The organism is Bradyrhizobium sp. ISRA436, assembly GCF_029910015.1.
Lineage (GTDB): Bacteria > Pseudomonadota > Alphaproteobacteria > Rhizobiales > Xanthobacteraceae > Bradyrhizobium.
The window spans coordinates 2,126,405-2,141,435 of record NZ_CP094519.1 but is presented as its reverse complement, the minus strand read 5'-3'; the positions used below and the strand labels follow the sequence as shown (position 1 = coordinate 2,141,435).

Annotated in this window: 15 protein-coding genes; 6 read left to right on the top strand and 9 right to left on the bottom strand. The window is 63.4% G+C overall.

All coding sequences use genetic code 11. From position 1 onward, the window contains the following. Positions 1-611 precede the first annotated feature (611 nt). The 7 genes from MTX23_RS10135 to MTX23_RS10105 all read right to left on the bottom strand — a co-directional run bounded on the left by MTX23_RS10135 (position 612) and on the right by MTX23_RS10105 (position 6,126). On the bottom strand, positions 612-917 hold the full coding sequence (locus MTX23_RS10135) for a hypothetical protein (protein ID WP_280976489.1): 306 nt from the start codon (positions 915-917) through the stop codon (positions 612-614). Between the two features lie 103 nt (positions 918-1,020). Then, positions 1,021-1,278: a hypothetical protein gene (locus MTX23_RS10130; RefSeq protein ID WP_280976488.1), complete on the bottom strand. Its 258-nt coding sequence runs from the start codon at positions 1,276-1,278 to the stop codon at positions 1,021-1,023. Between the two features lie 145 nt (positions 1,279-1,423). Continuing rightward, positions 1,424-2,047 carry a hypothetical protein gene (locus tag MTX23_RS10125; RefSeq protein ID WP_280976487.1) on the bottom strand — a complete coding sequence of 208 codons (624 nt, stop codon included), beginning with the start codon at positions 2,045-2,047 and terminating at the stop codon, positions 1,424-1,426. Continuing rightward, the gene (locus MTX23_RS10120) at positions 2,044-2,727 is read right to left on the bottom strand and encodes a hypothetical protein (protein ID WP_280976486.1); all 684 of its coding nucleotides are present in this window, start codon (positions 2,725-2,727) and stop codon (positions 2,044-2,046) included. The genes MTX23_RS10125 and MTX23_RS10120 overlap by 4 nt, the downstream gene beginning before the upstream one ends. A 17-nt stretch (positions 2,728-2,744) precedes the next feature. Next, complete coding sequence (locus tag MTX23_RS10115) at positions 2,745-3,659, bottom strand: IS1595 family transposase (RefSeq protein ID WP_280976484.1); 915 nt, start codon at positions 3,657-3,659, stop codon at positions 2,745-2,747. Between the two features lie 156 nt (positions 3,660-3,815). Next, entirely contained in the window at positions 3,816-4,937 is a 1,122-nt protein-coding gene (locus tag MTX23_RS10110; protein ID WP_280976483.1) for an amino acid ABC transporter permease, read from the bottom strand. 1 nt (position 4,938) lies between these two features. After that, a complete protein-coding gene (locus MTX23_RS10105; protein ID WP_280976482.1) occupies positions 4,939-6,126 on the bottom strand; it encodes an ABC transporter permease subunit in 1,188 nt (395 codons plus the stop codon). Positions 6,127-6,222: 96 nt separating this feature from the next. On the opposite strand from MTX23_RS10105, the gene MTX23_RS10100 reads away from it, so the two are divergent. Genes MTX23_RS10100 through MTX23_RS10085 form a run of 4 tightly spaced genes read left to right on the top strand, consistent with a single transcriptional unit; the run spans position 6,223 to position 10,170 of the window. After that, on the top strand, positions 6,223-7,098 hold the full coding sequence (locus tag MTX23_RS10100; protein ID WP_280976481.1) for a MurR/RpiR family transcriptional regulator: 876 nt from the start codon (positions 6,223-6,225) through the stop codon (positions 7,096-7,098). 5 nt (positions 7,099-7,103) lie between these two features. Next, entirely contained in the window at positions 7,104-8,453 is a 1,350-nt protein-coding gene (locus MTX23_RS10095; RefSeq protein WP_280976480.1) for an aspartate aminotransferase family protein, read from the top strand. Between the two features lie 11 nt (positions 8,454-8,464). After that, positions 8,465-9,475 carry an amino acid ABC transporter substrate-binding protein gene (locus MTX23_RS10090; protein WP_280976478.1) on the top strand — a complete coding sequence of 337 codons (1,011 nt, stop codon included), beginning with the start codon at positions 8,465-8,467 and terminating at the stop codon, positions 9,473-9,475. Positions 9,476-9,531: 56 nt separating this feature from the next. Further along, a complete protein-coding gene (locus tag MTX23_RS10085) occupies positions 9,532-10,170 on the top strand; it encodes an arylsulfatase (protein ID WP_280976477.1) in 639 nt (212 codons plus the stop codon). A 48-nt stretch (positions 10,171-10,218) separates the two neighbouring features. Here the strand turns inward: MTX23_RS10085 and MTX23_RS10080 are convergent, their stop codons facing one another. After that, positions 10,219-11,553, bottom strand: a complete 1,335-nt coding sequence (locus tag MTX23_RS10080) for an MFS transporter (protein ID WP_280976476.1) — start codon at positions 11,551-11,553, stop codon at positions 10,219-10,221. A 275-nt stretch (positions 11,554-11,828) separates the two neighbouring features. Here MTX23_RS10080 and MTX23_RS10075 point away from each other — a divergent pair, with 275 nt between their 5' ends. Next, positions 11,829-13,076 (top strand): multidrug effflux MFS transporter, encoded by a 1,248-nt coding sequence (locus MTX23_RS10075; protein ID WP_280976475.1) that lies wholly within the window; start codon positions 11,829-11,831, stop codon positions 13,074-13,076. A gap of 68 nt (positions 13,077-13,144) precedes the next feature. Here MTX23_RS10075 and MTX23_RS10070 read toward each other — a convergent pair whose 3' ends face one another. Beyond that, positions 13,145-13,579, bottom strand: coding sequence for a DUF983 domain-containing protein (locus MTX23_RS10070; protein WP_280976474.1), 435 nt, complete (start codon positions 13,577-13,579; stop codon positions 13,145-13,147). A gap of 75 nt (positions 13,580-13,654) precedes the next feature. Between MTX23_RS10070 and MTX23_RS10065 the strand changes: the two genes are divergently transcribed. Next, on the top strand, positions 13,655-15,031 hold the full coding sequence (locus MTX23_RS10065; protein WP_280976473.1) for a PLP-dependent aminotransferase family protein: 1,377 nt from the start codon (positions 13,655-13,657) through the stop codon (positions 15,029-15,031).

Genomic DNA, 15,031 nt, shown 5'->3' with positions numbered 1-15,031 from the left:
AAGCACGGGAGGCAGGACCACAGGTGAAACCGGAGCAATCCCGGCTTTCCCTGCGCGATGGTTTACGGCTTATACGTGCTCGCCCCGGCGAGACTGGGCTTTGTTGTCACCGTCTTCGCAAAGATGCGTTCCGCATCTTGCGAGGAGACACCTGCCACTAGGGCGTCAGGCCTGCACGACTTCACCGTCCGCCATCTGCCACGCTCGTCAGCCGTGACAGCGGCGTCCACCGCATCCCGACCCAGCACTCGTGACGATCGCGAAGCGCCCTCAAGCGGGTGAGACGGGCGGATTCATACACCGAGTTACACTTCTGTAAAACAGAAATATTTTTGCTGCGAGGGCTTGCGCCGTCGGGCAACTCAGTGATTGGGCAAATGAGGGAGGCACCGGCGGAAGGGTTCCCTCTCCCCTTGCGGGGTCTGAGGCGAGCGAAGCTCGCTCTCGAGGTTAGGGAGAGGGGTGCCACACGACGCGCACTCTCCGTATCCGCGACAGCGACACGCGAAGGCAATTTGCGAGGTCAACGTCCGCGTCGATCAGCTCAGTCCGCGGCTTACCCCTCTCCCCACCCCTCCCCCGCAAGGGGAATTATATACTTGACAAGTACGTCAGGGATTCTTGGGCGGCGATGGCGCAGGCGTAGGCACCGGTAGCGGCGCGACCGGGCGAGATAGCGAGGATGGGATTTCACGCAGCAACTGCGTCTTCATCTGATTGATTTGATCGCCGATTAGCCACCAGACGATTGCGCCGCAAATGGGTATGAGGATCAGCGCAGCCGCTCCGAATCCCTTTGCCCATGCAAAGGAAGATTTGAGATCTGAAACGTGGCCGTCTGTTTCCTTAACATCGGTAATCAACCGATCAACCTTTGCGCCTTGGGCAGCAAGCTCCTTCTGTATGGTGACGAGCAATTGGATGACGTGTGAGGGCTCATAACTGGAGGGGCGCGGGTCTGGAATTTCTATTCCACGATCCGGCGCCGCAACTTCAGAGTGCTCCGGCCTTCGAGGTTGTCTAGCCATTTGGTGACAATTGGACTTTCATCCACTCCCAAAAATCAGACGGCGCGCGACCGCTATATCCGTCAAAAGAAACTACTAGCCCAGAACCCGTGGTGCCCTCGCGAATACCCAATTTGTCGGCAAGCTCGCGTGCGGTGCCATTATACTTGATGACAAAAAGATCAAATCGAAGTTCGTATACAGTCAGATCAAGCGACTGGATGGCTTGCTTGATCTTTTCCGGATTGCGTGTGGCGGCAACTAAGAACATCTAATCGGGCTTCCTTTTCGCCGCCGGAACATGTGGCTTTGGCGGCTTCTTTGCAAGCCTTCCCATCAACTCATCGGCGGCTGACTTCTCTTCGTCCGCGCCGATCTCTCGCGCCTTCTCAATGAAGGCTTTCGACTGCTCGGGATCATCCGGCTTCTGCGGTTTTTGTCGCGCCATTCTGACTTCTCTCTCTGCGATCCGCCGCCTTGAACAGATCGTCTGTCTCTTGTTCTTTCCGCTTCGCAGCCCGCTCCGCTCGCACTCGTGACTGATCGGCTATTTGCCGCTGCATCTTCTCCAGCTTCAGATCATGGTTGGGAACGGAGCGAAGTTTTGCGTTCTCCGTTTTTGGCCATGTTGCAGGTATATGCCAGAACGAGCCGGGCTTAGCGGTTTTCATTTGCTTTACAACCATTGGCCACCAGTGCAACAACAGCGAGCACTTGTGGAAGTATCCCCATTGATTCCAGCTATTTTCAAAGAAGATTACGACGACACCCTCTTCTACAAATGCCAAACGTTCATGAGGATTGGTTTTCATCCTGGTATTGCCAGAGATGACAACCTTGCCGCCAGACTTGGCAAATCTCCTGACCCATGGAGCATCACTGCGCCTTAGGTAGTCCGGGTCTGTTGGCTTCGGGTAATAGATTTGCGCTTTTTCGAGAACGAGATCGGAGCTCAATTTTAGCAACTGCTTATCCGTGGCGAAGGTTTGAAAAACCCTCACCATTGTCGGTGGTATGTGCTCGTCAAACGCTACTTTCAAGCGGCCTTATGCAATGCTTGCTCAAATCTGATTGCTTCGCGAACTTCTTTTTCCGTCACTTCGTACATCCATGCGGCAGCCTTCGCGCTCCTCTCTGCCTTCGCAGCAGCGACAATCGTGGCGGTAGGAATATGGCTGTGCTGTAGGATGGGCTGACCGAAAGAAAAGGATGGATGCACTACAACGTTTGGTGCGATCTTGCGGCGCGGTCTCCACGCCGTAGCTTCGCCCCTTGGATCATAGATCACGTCATCCTTTAGAGATTTCATCACAACGGGATGCATTTCATAATTTCTGCTGCGGAGATCGTAGATATCCTTGACGCCGTTCTTGCGCCCAATCTGTGCAACGATCTTTCTACCATCCGTTCTGAAAACGATCTCGGTTGCAAATGGATGAGGATGGTCCAAGGAGTATCGGACTTCACTCATGATTGCGCGGATATCTTGGAGGCGAACGCCAGCACCGTGGAACAACGCAACAAAGCGAAGCTCCATCAAATTATGAAAGCTGACAGCTACCTTGCCATGTATGCGGCCAAGATCATTGATGATTACGGGCTCTTGCTTGCCCTTGTGGCCGCCGACCCAGATACGAACAAGCTGCGCGGGAGCCTCTACAAGCTCCGCAGCGTCTGGCACTGTGTAGATGCCAGATTCCAGTAAGTCAGTATCGGCCATGATCTTCGTCCGCTTTCCTACGAGTCCCGGTAGGTCAACCTTTTCCCGACAATACCGCGAAGCGCCTTGGTTGCGCGAGCTTCATCGGACACGCCGAGAGCCATCCTTTCGTTGTACCTGAAATCAAATTCCGCCAGATAGCGCTTCAAATGCTGCGGGCTAACGTGGTGATACGTGCCCGTAATTCCGCGCTTCAGGATAGAAAAATAACCTTCAATTGTGTTCGTGTGGGCGTCGCCCCGCACATATTCTCCGATGCCGTGGTTAACGACTTCGTGCGCAAAATCCTTGTGCATATGGCGGTACTGGCCAGCGTCGTCCGTCATCAGCTTAGTATCGGCATGAAGCTGAGAAACCAACGCTTCGCGCAGCGTCTTGGAGGTCACGCTCGCAATATGCTGGCTGCGAACTTTGCCGCCACGCTCTACAAGAGAGAAAGCAATCTCCTTACCCATGCCGCCGATATTCCCGGCATTGCGCTTGCTGCGGTGCTTATTCTTCTCTTTGCCGCCGATGTAGGTTTCATCGACCTCGACGGTTTTGCCTTCTCCGCCCATGATCGTGAAGTGACCGTCACGCATTGCTTCGCGTAGGCGATGTTCCATGAACCAAGCGGTCTTGTACGTGACCTTGAGCGTGCGATGTAGTTGATGGGCACTAATGCCCTTCTTGCTGGACGCCATGAGGTGCGCAGCCTGAAACCAAATGTGCAGCTTGACGTGGCTGCGCTCGAAAATGGTTCCGACAGTAACCGTGAATTCGCGCTTGCATGGGCCGCAGCGCCGCAGGCCAGCCCGACCGCCCTTCACGTCCGTAATGCGGTCAAAGCCGCCGCAGCGCGGGCAATGAGGCCCCTGCGGCCACACGATCTCTTCCAGCCGGGCAATGGCTGCGGCTTCATTGTGGAAGTGCGGTGCGGACAGGACGGACATAGCGGATTCCCTCTATGGTTGATTCAACCACAGAGCGCCCGTACTTGTCAAGTATATAATTCCCCCCGCAAGGGGGGAGGGAGCCTGGGCCGCGTGCTCACCTCACTGGCATTCCGCGGCATGCGAAGCATGAGCCCGCAATGACGAGAGCATCACTCACCCGTGGCCGCGCTGCGCCTCGAGGCTGCGGCTGTAGCGCGACATTGCAAAGCAGAACAGGAAGTAGATCACGCCGACGAAGATGTAGACCTCGACGCTGAAGGACTGCCACGCCGGATCGATGATCGCGGTCTTCGCGGTGGTCAAGAGGTCGAAGATGCCGATGATCAGGACGAGGCTGGTGTCCTTGAAAAAGGCGATGAAGGTGTTGACCAGCGGCGGGATCACGTGGCGGATCGCCTGCGGCAGCACGATCAGCGCGTTCTTCTTCCAGTAGGACAGCCCGAGCGCGTCCGCCGCCTCATACTGCCCGCGCGGCACCGCCTGCAGCCCGCCGCGCACCACTTCCGCAAGGTAGGCGCCCGCATAGAGAATAAAGGCGATCTGCGCGCGCAGCAATTTGTCGATGTTGAAGCCGTCGGGCATGAACAGCGGGAACATCACGCTCGCCATGAACAGCAGGCTGATCAGCGGCACGCCGCGGATCAGTTCGACATAGAGCACGCAGAGCGAGCGGATCGCGGGCAGCTTGGAGCGGCGGCCGAGCGCGACCAGGATCCCGAGCGGGAAACCGAAGGCCAGCCCGAAGGTAGCAAGGATCAGCGTCACCGGCAGCCCGCCCCAGCGCTCCTGCGAGACGTAGGACATGCCGAAAAAGCCGCCCCACATCAGAGACCCGATCACGACCAGCGCCGCGGCCCAGAGCAGGAACAACTCCTTGCGCCAGAAGCTGCGACGGCTCGAGACGGCAAATAGCGCGATGAAGATCGCCACTGCGAGCGCCGGCCGCCATTGCTCGTCGAACGGATAGGTCCCGAAGAGGATGAAGCGATATTTCTCGGGGATCACGGCCCAGCAGGCCCCTAAGCCGTGCGCCGCGCGGCACGCGCTGCTGTCGCTGCCGGGAACGTGCCAGATCGCGTTGGCGACGCCCCATTGCCAGAAGCCGACAGCCGCCTTGCCGATCACGAACACCAGCAGCAGCGTCACGACGGTCGAGGGAATGGACCGGAACAGGTTCGCGCGCAGCCAGGCGACGATCTGACCGCCGAGCGTCCGCCGCACGCGCGGCCGGCCGACGGGAAGCGGATCCTGCGGAACATGTGCGACCGAGCTCATGTCAGCGCTCCACCAGCGCGATCCGCGCATTGTACCAGTTCATGAACAGACTGATGCCGAGGCTGACGGTGAGGAACACCATCATGATCAGCGCGATCGACTCGATCGCCTGCCCGGTCTGGTTCAACGTGGTGTTGGCGATCGAGACGATGTCCTGATAGCCGACGGCGACCGCAAGCGAGGAGTTCTTGGTCAGGTTCAGGTACTGGCTCGTCATCGGCGGAATGATCACGCGCAGCGCCTGCGGCAGCACGATGTGCTGCAGCGAGAAACTCGGCTTCAGCCCCAGCGCCTTGGCCGCATCCCACTGCCCGCGCGGCACCGCCTGGATGCCGCTGCGCACGATCTCGGCGATGAAGGCCGAGGTATAGGTGACGAGCGCGATCAGCAGCGCGAAATATTCCGGCGCCAGCGTCAGCCCGCCGACGAAATTGAAGCCGCGCAGCTCGGGCAGCGTGACAGTCCAGCTCGCGCCGGACAGGAACGACACCAGCGCGGGCAAGGCGACCACGAGGCCAAGCGCGTAAGGCCACGCCGGCCGCGCCTTGCCATCGAGCATCTGCTGCGCGATCAAGCGCCGCCTGATGAAGTGCAGCACGATCAGCCCGGCGACCAAAGCGAGAATCGTCCACCAATTGGCTTCGTGCAAGGGAACCGACGGCAGCACCAGCCCGCGGTTGGACAGGAACACGCCCTCGACCGGCTTCCAGGCTTGACGCGCCGCCGGCAGCCCCTGCATCAGCACGTACCAGAACAAGAGTTGCAGCAAGAGTGGCAGGTCGCGCAGCACCTCGACGTAAACGGCGGCGAGCCGCGACAACAGCCAGTTGGTCGACAGCCGCGCGATGCCGATCAAGGTACCGAGCATCGTGGCCAGCACTATGCCGATCACCGCGACCCGCAGCGTGTTGACGATGCCGACGATGAAGGCGCGCAGATAGGTGTTTTTCGGCGTATAATCGATCCAGCTGTCGGCGATCGGCATCCCGGCTTCACGGCCGAGGAAGGCAAAACCGGTCGAGATGCGGCGGACCGAGAGATTGTGAACGGCGTTCGACCACAGCCAGGCGACAATGGCGACGGCGATGCCGACCACCAGGATCTGCCAGAACAGGCCGGCAACGCGCGGATCGCTCAGCGAAAGGCGCAAGGGCCGGGCGGGAGGGCGTTTCGGCGTCGTTGTCGTCACAGCACAAGAATCCTTATGAGAAACGATCTTCTGCCATGCGCGGGTGTGCGCACTTCATATGTTGCACCAAATTGATATTCGTGCAACATATGTTTCATGGCGCAGGCTCAGGCGAAACCATCGCCCCTCAACGAATTGTGCAGTGCACTGCCGTCGCTGCCGATGCGGCTCCAGGAAGTCGGTCGTTTTGTCGCGGCCAACGACTACGACGCGACCACCCGCTCGATGCGCGAGCTTGCCTCCGTCGCTGGCGCCGATCCGGCCTCCTTCACCCGGCTTGCCAAGGCGCTCGGCTATTCCGGCTGGGACGAACTGCGCGCCGCGCTGACCGAAGCTCGACGGCCCGCGCAGGCCTCGCCTTTCTCCGGCCGTGCGAAGGGCCGCCGCCCTGGACCTAATGCCGATGTTGCGCTGATCAAGGAGAAGCTGGCCGCCGAAGCCGCGGGCCTTGCGCGCATTTCGGCGAGCGCGATCGCGGAAGCCGCGCGTGCGCTGCACAGCGCTGACAGAATCTGGATATCCGGTTTTCGCAGCTGCCGCAGCGTCGCGGAACTCTTGAACTACCAGCTCCGCCTGTTCCGCCCCGATGCCGTGCAACTGGTCGGCGGCTCGGGTCCGTTCGATCTGGATCACGGCGCCTTCCGTGCGGATGATGCCGTCGTCGCGATCGGCTTCGCGCCCTACACGGCCGTCAGCGTCGAGACCGCGCGTGTGGCGCACAACGTCGGCGCCACGCTGATCGCCATCGCCGATACGATCACCGCGCCGATGGCCGAAGGCGCCGATCATCTGCTGCTGTTCGAAGCCGCCTCCTCGCCCGGCTTTTTCCCGAGCCTCACCGGCGCGATCGCGGTTGCGCAGTCGCTGGCCGCCGTCACCTTCACGCTGGGAGGCGCGAGCGCCAAGCGCAAGCTGGAACAGACCGAGGGACGGCTTGCCGAGATGTCGCAGTATTTTGTCGAGGAAGGATGAGTGTCATGGCCGCGACCAGGACCCGCGTGATGCATCGAAGCCTGCGCGAGACGCCACCGAAGGCGGTCGGCGGCGAAGGTGTCTGGCTGATCGCGGAGGACGGCCGCCGCATTCTCGATTCCTCCGGCGGCGCCGCGGTCTCCTGCCTCGGCCATCAGCATCCGCGCGTGCTTGCCGCGATCGCCAAGCAGGCCTCCACCCTCGCCTATGCCCATACCGGCTTCTTCTCGTCCGAACCCGCCGAGGAACTCGCCGAGCGGCTGGTCGGCCAGGAGCCAGGCGGACTGGCCTACGCCTATTTCGTCAGCGGCGGATCGGAGGCGATCGAGGCCTCGATCAAGCTGGCGCGGCAATATTTCATCGAGCGCGGCGAGCCGAAGCGCGCGCGTTTCATCGCGCGTCGCCAGAGCTATCACGGCAACACGCTGGGCGCGCTGTCCGCCGGCGGCAATGCCTGGCGCCGCGAGCCCTATGCGCCGCTGCTGTCGCCCTCGTTCAGCCACGTCACGCCGGCCTTCGCCTATCACGAGAAGCGCGACGATGAATCGGAGGCAGCCTTCGTCGGCCGCCTCGCGGCCGAGCTCGAGGCCGAATTCCAGCAGCTCGGCCCCGACACCGTGGCCGCCTTCATCGCCGAGCCCGTGGTCGGCGCCACCGCCGGCTGCGTGCCGGCGCCGGAAGGCTACTTCAAGGCGGTGCGCGAAATCTGCAACCGCCACGGCGCACTGCTGATCCTCGACGAGGTGATGTGCGGCATGGGCCGCACCGGCACGCTGCATGCGTGGGAACAGGAAGGCATCTCGCCCGACATCCAGGCGATCGCCAAGGGCCTGGGCGGCGGCTATCAGCCGATCGGCGCGATGCTGGCGAGCGGCACGATCGTCGACACCGTGCGCAACGGCTCCGGCGCATTCCAGCACGGCCATACCTATCTGGCGCATCCGTTGGCCTGCGCCGCCGCGCTCGAAGTGCAGCGGACCATCAGCGAGGAAAAGCTGCTCGACCGGGTCAAGGAGCGCGGCAAGCAGCTCGAGCAGCGGCTGGTCGAACGCTTCGGCAATCACCGCCATGTCGGCGACATCAGGGGACGCGGCCTGTTCTGGGGGATCGAGCTGGTCGCCGATCGAGCTCAACGTCAGCCGTTCGATCCCAAGCTGAAATTGCACCAGCGGATCAAGTCCGCCGCCTTTGCGGGCGGGCTTGCCTGCTATCCATCGGGCGGCACGGCCGACGGCCAGCGCGGCGACCATGTGTTGCTGGCCCCGCCCTATATCGCAACTTCCGGCGACATTGACATGATCGTCGAAAGACTCGGCGCTGCAGTAGACAGCGCGTTGAAGGACGTTGGTCACTAGAGGAGGATGGAATGTACAGGGGTATCATCACTGCAACACTGCTCGCCGCAGGCATCACCAGCGCAGGCGCGGCGACGCTCGACACGGTCAAGCAGCGCGGCACGCTGGTATGCGGCGTCAGCACCGGCTTTGCCGGTTTCTCGGCGCCGGACTCGCAGGGCAACTTCAAGGGTCTCGACGTCGACTATTGCCGCGCGCTGGCGGCCGGCGTGCTCGGCGATCCCAACAAGGTGCGCTACGTCGCGCTCACCGCGCAGAACCGCTTCACCGCGCTGCAGTCCGGCGAGATCGACGTGCTCTATCGCAACTCGACGGAGACCTACCTGCGCGGCGTCACGCTCGGCCTGCGCCAGGGACCGATCAATTTCTACGACGGCCAGGGCTTTGTGGTGAAGAAGGACCTCGGCGTGAAGGAGCTGAAGGATCTCAAGGGAGCCACCGTCTGCGTCGCGCAGGGCACCACGCACGAAGTGACACTCGGCGACTATGGCCGCGCCAACGGCATCGACTGGAAGCCGCTGGTGTTCGACCGCGTCGACACCATGTACCAGACCTTCTTCGGCGGCCGCTGCGATGCCATGACACAGGACGCGTCCGCGCTGGCCGGCGCAGTCGCGACCGCGGCGCCGAAGCCGGATGACTACGTCGTGCTGCCGCAGACCATCAGCAAGGAGCCGCTCGGCCCGTTCACCCGCAACGGCGACGAGGTCTGGAGCGACATCATCACCTGGCTGCATTACGGCCTCGTCGAGGCCGAGGAGCTCGGCGTCACGCAAGCCAATGTCGAGGAGATGGCGAAGTCGCAGACGCCCGCGATCCAGCGCCTGCTCGGCGCCTCCGGCGATCTCGGCTCGCGGCTCGGCCTCGCCAACAATTGGCTGGTCGGCGCAATCAAGGCCGGCGGCAATTACGGCGAGATCTTCGAGCGCAATGTCGGCAAGGCAAGCCCGCTGAAGCTCGAGCGTGGCCTCAACGCCACCTGGAGCAAGGGCGGCCTGATGTACGCCATTCCGTTCAAGTAACCACAAGCGAAGGCGCGGCGACCCTGGCGGCGCCGCGCCGCCTTTGCGGCAAGCTGATGCGCATTACCCTCATCCATGCCCTGAAACACTCGATCGTTCCGATCGAAGCATCGTTCGCGCGGCTGTGGCCGCAGGCGCGGCTGATGAACCTGCTCGACGACAGCCTCTCGGCGGATCTCGCGCAGGACGGCAAGCTCACCCCGCGCATGACCGAGCGCTTCCTGACCATGGGCCGCTATGCGGCTGATACCGGCGCCGATGGCATCCTGTTCACCTGCTCGGCGTTCGGTGCCTGCATCGAGGCGGTCGCGCGCGAGCATGCGCCGATGCCGGTCTTGAAGCCGAACGAGGCGATGATCGAGCAGGCAGTCGCGAACGGAAAGAAGATCGGCCTGCTCTCGACCTTTGCGCCGACCCTGGTCTCGATGCCGCCGGAGTTTCCGTCGTCGGTCCAGCTCGTGCCGAAACTCGCCGAGGGCGCGCTGGCCGCGCTCGACCGTGGCGACCGCGCCGAGCACGACCGCATCGTGGTCGAGGCATCAAAGGATTTGCGCGACTGCGACCTGATCGCGCTCGCGCAATACAGCATGGCGCCCGCGGCCGAGCACGTTGCCGAGGTCACCGGGAAGCCGGTGCTGACCACGCCCGACAGCGCCGTGCTGAAGCTGAAGGCGATGCTCGGGGTCGCAAGCTAGCCGCTGGTCTCGGCGCGGCACCGGTCGCGCCGAGACCGCGCGCATCGATCATGCGCCAGTGTCGTGAACGTTCAGATCGACGCCTTGCGGATCCCTGATCGTCGACACCGTGATCAGCGAGATCAGCGACAGCACCGCGATGTAGACGCCGACGCGCCAGGATTGGCCGTAGGTGCCGATGATCCATTGCGCGATCATCGGCGCGAAGGCGCCGCCGAAGATGGCGCCGAGCGCATAGCCGATCGAGACGCCGGAATAGCGCACCTTGGCCGGAAACAGCTCGGCATAGAGCGCCGCCTGCGGCCCGTAGGACAGGCCGAGCGCAATCGTGAGGCCGACGGCGCTGACGAAGAACAGCAAGAGGTTCTTGCTGTCGATCAGCCACCACATCGGCACCGCCCACAGCACCATCAGCCCGTAGCCGATCTGGAAGGTGCGCACGCGCCCGATTCTATCGCCGAGGATGCCGCCGAGCAGGGTGAAGATGAACCAGCTCACCGCGGCGAGCGTGCCGATCAGCAGCAGCTGATCCGACGGCATCTTCAGCGTGTTGGCGCCGTAGCTGATGATGAAGGCGATCAGGATGTAGCCGGCCGCGTTGTTGGCCATGAAGATCAGCGCCGTGCGCAGGATCTCCTTGCTGTGATGGCGCATGAGGTCCTTCAGCGGCGCCGAGGATTCCTTGCGGCGGCGGCGCATCGCCTGGAACACCGGCGATTCCTCGACGGTGCGGCGGATCAGGATGCCGATGACGACCAGCACGATCGACAGCAGGAACGGGATGCGCCAGCCCCACTCCAGCATCGCCTGCTTGCCGAGCAATGTGGTGAGCAGCCACAGCACGCCGGTCGCCAGGATCATGCCGAGCGGCGTGCCGATCTGCGGGAACGAACCGAAGAGGCTGCGCTTGTTGCGAGGTGCCGATTCCACCGACATCAGCGCCGCGCCGCCCCACTCGCCGCCCGCCGAGAAGCCCTGCAGGATGCGCAGGAGAATAAGCAGTGCCGGCGCCCAGGCGCCGATCTGCGCATAGGTTGGCAGCAGACCGACCAGCGCGGTCGCCGCGCCCATCAGGAGCAGCGTGACGACCAGCATGTTCTTGCGCCCGAACCGGTCGCCGAGATGGCCGCAAACGATGGCGCCGAGCGGGCGGAACAGGAACGACAGGCCAAGCGTGGCAAACGAGACGATTTGCGCCAGCAGCGGATTGTTCTGGTTCATCGGCGCGAAGAACAGCGCGCCGAACACCAGGCCCGCCGCTTGCGCGTAGACGAAGAAGTCGTACCACTCGATGGTGGTGCCGATGAGCGTCGCGGTGAGGACCTTGCGTTCCTCATCCGACAGTTCAGCGCCGCGCGACCGCGCGGACAGTTCGATGGACATGTAGCCTCCCCAATACCCCGTTTCTGTCTGTGCGGGGGTTGCCCGATCTGCCGCGATGCGCCTGCCCCGCACGGTGCTGGTACCGGGATAGCAGAGCTTCACGCCCGGCACGAGCAAAATAGTTGCAGAAGCAACGATGTAGCGACGGCTACGCCAGTCGTGGCCGCGCCCATGACCCGGCTACCTAACCCGCCGCCGACGGGCACCCATCCCAAAACGCCGATTGTGCAGCGCAGCAAGACCGGTATGATCGCGACCCTCCAAGAGGTCGCTAAGTGTCTGACATCAATGCCGATGCCTGGGTTTCCTCAGGCCACCGCCCGATGGGCTTTCCCGAATTCGTCGTCGTTATCGCTTCCATCATGGCGCTGAATCCGCTGGCGATGGACATGATGCTGCCGGCGCTGCCCAACATCCGCTCCGCCTTCCACCTCGCCGACGCCAACCGGCCGCAGATGGTGCTGTCGATCTTCCTGGTCGGCTTCGGCGTCGGCCAGTTCGTCATGGGCCCGCTGTCGGACCGCTTCGGCCGTCGCCCGGTGCTGCTCGGCGGCATGACCGTCTACACCGTCGCCGGCCTGCTCGCGATCATGGCGCCCTCCTTCGAGACGCTCTTGCTGGCGCGCGCGCTGCAGGGGCTCGGCACCGCGGCCACCCGCGTGATCGCGACCTCGATCGTGCGCGACTGCTACGCCGGACGGCGCATGGCGAGCGTGATGTCGCTTGCGATGATGGTGTTCATCGCGGTTCCCGTGATCGCGCCGTCATTCGGCCAGGCCGTGATGCTGCTGACGCAATGGCGCGGCATCTTCGTGCTGCTGATGATCTATGGCGTGATCGCGCTCGCCTGGAGCGCGATGCGCATGCCGGAGACGCTGCCGTTCGAACTGCGCAAGTCGCTGGCGATCCCGGAGGTGCTGTCGGCGTTCCGCCAGACCGTCACCAACCGCCAGACGCTCGGCTACGCGCTCGCCGCCGGCGGCGTGCAGGGCTCGCTGTTCGCCTTCGTGTTCTGCTCGCAGCAGGTGTTCACCGAGATCTTCAAGCTCGGACATTACTTCCCGGTGGCCTTCGCAGGCTGTGCGGTCGGCGTCGCGATCGCAGGCTTCCTCAATTCCCGCATCGTCGGGCGCATCGGCATGCGCGTGATCTCGCACGCCGCGCTGACAGGTTTTGCCGTCGTCGCCGCGGCGCTGCTCCTCGCCGTAAAAACCGGGACGCTGACGCTGCCGCTGTTCATGGCGCTGTCGGCGCTGATGATGTTCGCATTCGGCCTGATGATGGCGAATTTCACCGCGCTCGCGATGGAGCCGCAAGGCAAGATCGCCGGAACGGCCTCGTCGCTCTACGGCACCATCACCACCCTGCTCGGGATCGGCATCGGCACCACGATCGGCCAGGATTACGACGGCACGCTGTTGCCGTTCGCGTCCGGCTTCTTCCTGTGCACGCTGGCCGCGCTCGCCGTCGTGCTGGTGACGGAGAAGGGCCGGATGTTCCGGCCGCATCACCACCCGGTTTGATTTAGCCGAAGGCGTAACCCACCATCTTCGTGCGAGCAGGATGGCGGATTACGCTTTGCCAATCCGCCCTACGGGTCCGACGCTCGCCTGCCCCCATTGCTCGCCACTCGCACCCGAGCCACCGCTCGCCGCGACGTCTCGAACCCGTGCATGCCGGTCTGCCATTGCAGGCCGACGATCGCGCCCTTCGTCGGCTGCAGCAGTGCAAGCGAACTAAACAACGTCACCGGCAGCCAGATCGCGAGTTGCAGCCAAGCCGGCGGCGCGTAGTTCATCTCCAGCCACAGCAGCGCCGGCACCACGATGTGGCCGACCACCACGATCACGAGATAGGCCGGAAAATCGTCGGCACGCTGCGGGGTGAAGTCCTCGCCGCAAACCTCGCAATGATCGGCGACCTTCAGGAAGCGGCCGAACAGATGGCCGCGCCCGCAGTTCGGGCACTTCATCGCAAAGCCGCGCAGCATCGCCTTTTGCAGTGAAACCATTTCCGTCATTGCCATGATCCTTGACCTGACCCGTTGATCCATACAATATGCGTCGCGAGGCATACAATCAAAGGCGAATCGCTAGATTGCATGGATTGGATCCCTACAGTTTCGGAATGGCAGGGCCCGATGTTCCTGCGCATCGTCGACGCGCTGGCGGCCGATATCGCCAGCGGCCGGCTGGTGCGCGGCGAACGGCTGCCGACCCACCGCGCGCTGGCGTCAGCGCTTGGCATCGATCTCACCACCGTGACGCGCGCCTATGGCGAGGCGCGCCGGCGCGGATTGCTCGACGCCCGCGTCGGCCAGGGCACCTTCGTCTCGGAGACCACGGCGCGCGCTGCTTCCGACCTGCCCGCACCGGTCAATATCGACCTGTCGATGAACCTGCCGCCGCAGCCGGTTGAAGCCAACCTCGATCTGCGGATCGCGCAAGGATTAGCCACCATCCGCGCCGACGCCGGCTTTTCCGCCTATCTCGGCTATGCGCGTCCCGGCGGCACTGCCGACGAGCGCGAGGCCGCCGCCTCCTGGCTGCAGCCGCGCGTGCCGCAAGCCTCCGCCGACCGCATCGTGATCTATCCGGGATCGCAGGCGATCATCTTCAACGCCCTGCTGGCGCTGACCTCGCCGGGCGACGTGGTGCTCACCGAAGCGTTGACCTTCCCCGGCGCGAAGGCCGCCGCGGCGCGGCTCGACATTCGTCTGGTCGGCGTGGCGATGGACACTGAGGGCATCAGCCCCGACGCGCTCGACGAGGCCTGCCGCAAGCACAAGCCGAAGGCGATCTATCTGGTGCCGACGCAGAATAATCCCACCACGGCGACGATGAGCGCGCCTAGGCGCAAGGCGATCGCCGACATCATCCGCAAACGGGGCTGCGTACTGATCGAGGACGATGTCTACGGCCCGCTCGAGCCGCAGATCGCCCCGATCGCGACGCTGATTCCCGAGCGCACCTATTTCGCCGCCAGCATCGCCAAATGCATCGCGCCGGCGCTGCGCGTCGCCTATCTGCTGGCGCCGGATGCCGCCGCGGAGCAGCGCATGCGCGCGAGCCTGCAGGCCACGATGCAGATGCCGCCGTTGCTGATGGTCGCGCTGGTCACGCAGTGGCTGCGCTCCGGCGTCGCCGCCGAGATCATCCGCGCCATCCGCAACGAAGCCGCCGCACGCCAGCAGCTCGCGACACGCTTTCTCAAGGGCGTGACCTATGCGGCGCGGCCGGCCAGCCATCATATCTGGATGCCATTGCCGAGACGTTTCGACGGCACAGACCTGCTGTCGCATCTGATGCGCAACGGCCTCGCCGTCGTCGGCGAAGATGCCTTTGCGGTGGGCGATGCCGCACCGCGGGGCCTCCGCGTCTCGCTCGGCGCCGCGCGCAACCGCGCCGAGCTGAGCCAGGCGCTGCAGGTGCTGTCGCATGCCGTGCGCGCTCCGGTCGGCGCGACGCAAATCGTGTAA

Bases quoted from the DNA above. Each gene is read 5' to 3' on its own strand.
- MTX23_RS10130 (WP_280976488.1), bottom strand. From the start codon at position 1,278: ATGTTCTTAGTTGCCGCCACACGCAATCCGGAAAAGATCAAGCAAGCC.
- MTX23_RS10120 (WP_280976486.1), bottom strand. From the start codon at position 2,727: ATGGCCGATACTGACTTACTGGAATCTGGCATCTACACAGTGCCAGAC.
- MTX23_RS10115 (WP_280976484.1), bottom strand. From the start codon at position 3,659: ATGTCCGTCCTGTCCGCACCGCACTTCCACAATGAAGCCGCAGCCATT.
- MTX23_RS10110 (WP_280976483.1), bottom strand. From the start codon at position 4,937: ATGAGCTCGGTCGCACATGTTCCGCAGGATCCGCTTCCCGTCGGCCGG.
- MTX23_RS10100 (WP_280976481.1), top strand. From the start codon at position 6,223: ATGGCGCAGGCTCAGGCGAAACCATCGCCCCTCAACGAATTGTGCAGT.
- MTX23_RS10095 (WP_280976480.1), top strand. From the start codon at position 7,104: ATGGCCGCGACCAGGACCCGCGTGATGCATCGAAGCCTGCGCGAGACG.
- MTX23_RS10090 (WP_280976478.1), top strand. From the start codon at position 8,465: ATGTACAGGGGTATCATCACTGCAACACTGCTCGCCGCAGGCATCACC.
- MTX23_RS10085 (WP_280976477.1), top strand. From the start codon at position 9,532: ATGCGCATTACCCTCATCCATGCCCTGAAACACTCGATCGTTCCGATC.
- MTX23_RS10080 (WP_280976476.1), bottom strand. From the start codon at position 11,553: ATGTCCATCGAACTGTCCGCGCGGTCGCGCGGCGCTGAACTGTCGGAT.
- MTX23_RS10070 (WP_280976474.1), bottom strand. From the start codon at position 13,579: ATGGCAATGACGGAAATGGTTTCACTGCAAAAGGCGATGCTGCGCGGC.
- MTX23_RS10065 (WP_280976473.1), top strand. From the start codon at position 13,655: ATGGATTGGATCCCTACAGTTTCGGAATGGCAGGGCCCGATGTTCCTG.